The organism is Rhizobium mongolense USDA 1844, from assembly GCF_000419765.1.
In the GTDB taxonomy this organism is placed as follows: Bacteria; Pseudomonadota; Alphaproteobacteria; order Rhizobiales; family Rhizobiaceae; genus Rhizobium; species Rhizobium mongolense.
Genome location: NZ_ATTQ01000082.1, coordinates 1 through 2624, shown reverse-complemented (window position 1 = coordinate 2624; position 2624 = coordinate 1). Strand labels below are relative to the sequence as shown.

The window sequence follows — 2624 nt, the reverse complement described above, 5'->3', positions numbered from 1 at the left end:
CAATCATGCGAAAACTTATCGTCCTCGCCAACGCACTCCTGCGCGACAACCGAAAATGGAACCAAAAAGCCGCTTGATCAAAACGGATACTCTAGTTCGGTATTCGGTCTTGATAAACATCGAATGCAGCAGCGACAGCACGCAACATAAAGCGGTGCTCCTGTCGAACCCGAACGATACCCTTCTCCACGTCCAAGATACCGTCCTCCGCAAACATCGCTAGACGCTCAACTGAATTGAGAAAAGCGATCCAATCAAAGCCATGAGCACGGCATATGACAGGGACATCAGCTTCCAGATCGCACATTAACCGCTCGATGATTGCGGCTCTCAGCCGATCTTCGCCGGTTAGACGATAGCCCTTTGACGTAGCAATACGGCCAGATGCGATGTTCCGGCTATACAAACTTTGTGTAAGTTCGTTTTGCACGTAGCCGTCGCCTACACGGCCAATAGCTGATGCGCCGAAGCCGATCACGGTTGTGCAGGTGTCGGCCGAATAGCCCAATGAGTTACGCCGCAATCGGCCGGCCTTCTGCGCCAACGCAAGCTCATCGTCCGGCAAGGCGAAATGGTCGAGCCCGATCGGAACGTAGCCTTCCGCAATCAGGGTGTTGGCCACGGCCGTGGCCTGATCCGCGCGGGCAGATAGGTCCGGTAGTGCCCCCTCCTCGATCAAACGTTGGTTTTTTCTATAGGATGGAACATGTGCGTAGCCGAACACGGCAAACCGACTGGGGCGCATGGCGGCAGCAGCTCCCGCGGTCTTGACGCAGGACTGCACCGTCTGATTTGGAAGACCGTACATCAAGTCAAAATTGATGCGGTTTATGCCATGGCGGCGCAGTTGATTGACCACAGTAGCCGTCTGCTCCTCGCCTTGGATCCGATTGATTGCTTTTTGAACAACGGGATCGAAGCTCTGTACGCCGATGCTCGCTCGGTTTACCCCGGCCGCTCCAAAGGCTTCTGCCATCTCGGCGGTGAACGTGCGTGGGTCGATCTCCACGGCGATCGTCGCCGTCTTTCCGAATGCGAATCGGCGACGCAGAAGTTCCATGAGGCTCATGAACTCCGCCGGCTTAATGATGCTTGGAGTTCCGCCACCGAAATGCACGTCACCCACGGGCAGCGGTTGCGTCGTCTGTTCCGCAACCAAATGGATTTCCTGACGCATCAGTGCGACATAGTTGAGGATCGAGGCGTCCTGACGAGTGATGCTCGTGGGAAAGCCGCAATACCAGCACATCGATCGGCAGAATGGTATGTGGAGATATAGCGATACTGAATCGTCGGACGGAAGACCTCTCAGCCATTCCTCATAAGCCTTTGCGCCGACCGCCGTCGAAAATCGTGGTACAGTTGGATAGATGGTGTACCAAGGCAGGTGAGCATCATAGTACTTTGTCTGGAGTGAGCTCTGCACTGATTATCTCCCATGCTGATATCAGCCTATCATCCGCTGGCGTGGCGAGATTTCGACCGCTTTGACTTCTAGATCTACTCACTAACCTGCATTAGCCGCTTTGCGCTGACCGAGAGTCTTGGACCTTTTTGAGAATTCGTCAGACACATAGCGATGAAATCGCCTTCATCTGCCTCATCTGTAGGCCGTTTTTTGTACCGGATCTCGTTCATCAGAGGGGGTGAGCTCGTCGGACGTTGCAGCGCACTCTTCTGCTGCAACGTCCGACGAGCTCACCCCTCTCCCTATATTTCTCCTGCACCTGTACCAACCTGCTCAGAGCCTTGAAAAGAACTCGAGGATGTAATATCGAGCTGGGCTCGAGGTCCGCAAGGCGGATCGCCACGCAGCCAGTCCTGGCGCGTTTATCGACGGAGCTGGAGAGCCAATACGCAAATCAGAAGTCGTCTATGTTCTCCACGATGTTTATCAGTGCTTAGTGCGCTATGACGAGGACAGTCTTTGCACGTACGAGGTCGCGCGGCGTTGATCTGGATCAATCATGCCCACGAAACTTCAACAGCGACAAAAAAATCAACCGCGCTTGTCACACCCGTGCATCCCATCACAAGGGGGTCGAGCGACGGGTAGAGACCCGTAGCTCGACCCCGGTCGGGGACCTTGGCGTTGGCGAGGATGTCACTTAGCAATTAAACGGGCGAATGCGGCTGTTTCAGCCGGATTTGGCATTTAAAGATGAGAATCCGAGGGGCGGGATTCTCGAATTAACTGCAACTGCGAAGACCGACCTTCGGGCAACTTCGTGGAAGCGCGCTACGCTGATTTGCCCCTGCGTTCGGTGACACTTCATGAGGCCGTGGCGGCGCGACGCGCGCTGCTGGTCGGCTGCCGTCTTCTTGGTTGCTGCATCCACCAGTTGGCGTTGCGCGACTGCTGTGCCCACGATGGCGCGGGTATTGATTTCCTGTCGCCCTTTCGTACGACGCGGTGGTGCAGGAAAGCCAAAAACGAACGCGGATGACCGCGGGTGGGGCTCGCTTCGCGGCATCGACTCCAGCAAACCTGTGCCCTTTGTCGAGGACACGGGGTGAGCTGGCATGAACAACGAAATCTCCCATAGGCGCCGTCGGCAATGAACTTCTCGACGGGGCCACCGATCTGGTCCAGAAGTCCTGGTAACGCTGTCGGATCGCCGACA

Annotated in this window: 1 protein-coding gene; it reads right to left on the bottom strand. The window is 55.8% G+C overall.

The features are described 5' to 3' along the window. Positions 1–91: 91 nt before the first annotated feature. Positions 92–1426: an oxygen-independent coproporphyrinogen III oxidase gene (hemN, locus tag A3C3_RS0137175; RefSeq protein WP_022719506.1), complete on the bottom strand. Its 1335-nt coding sequence runs from the start codon at positions 1424–1426 to the stop codon at positions 92–94. Positions 1427–2624 lie beyond the last annotated feature (1198 nt).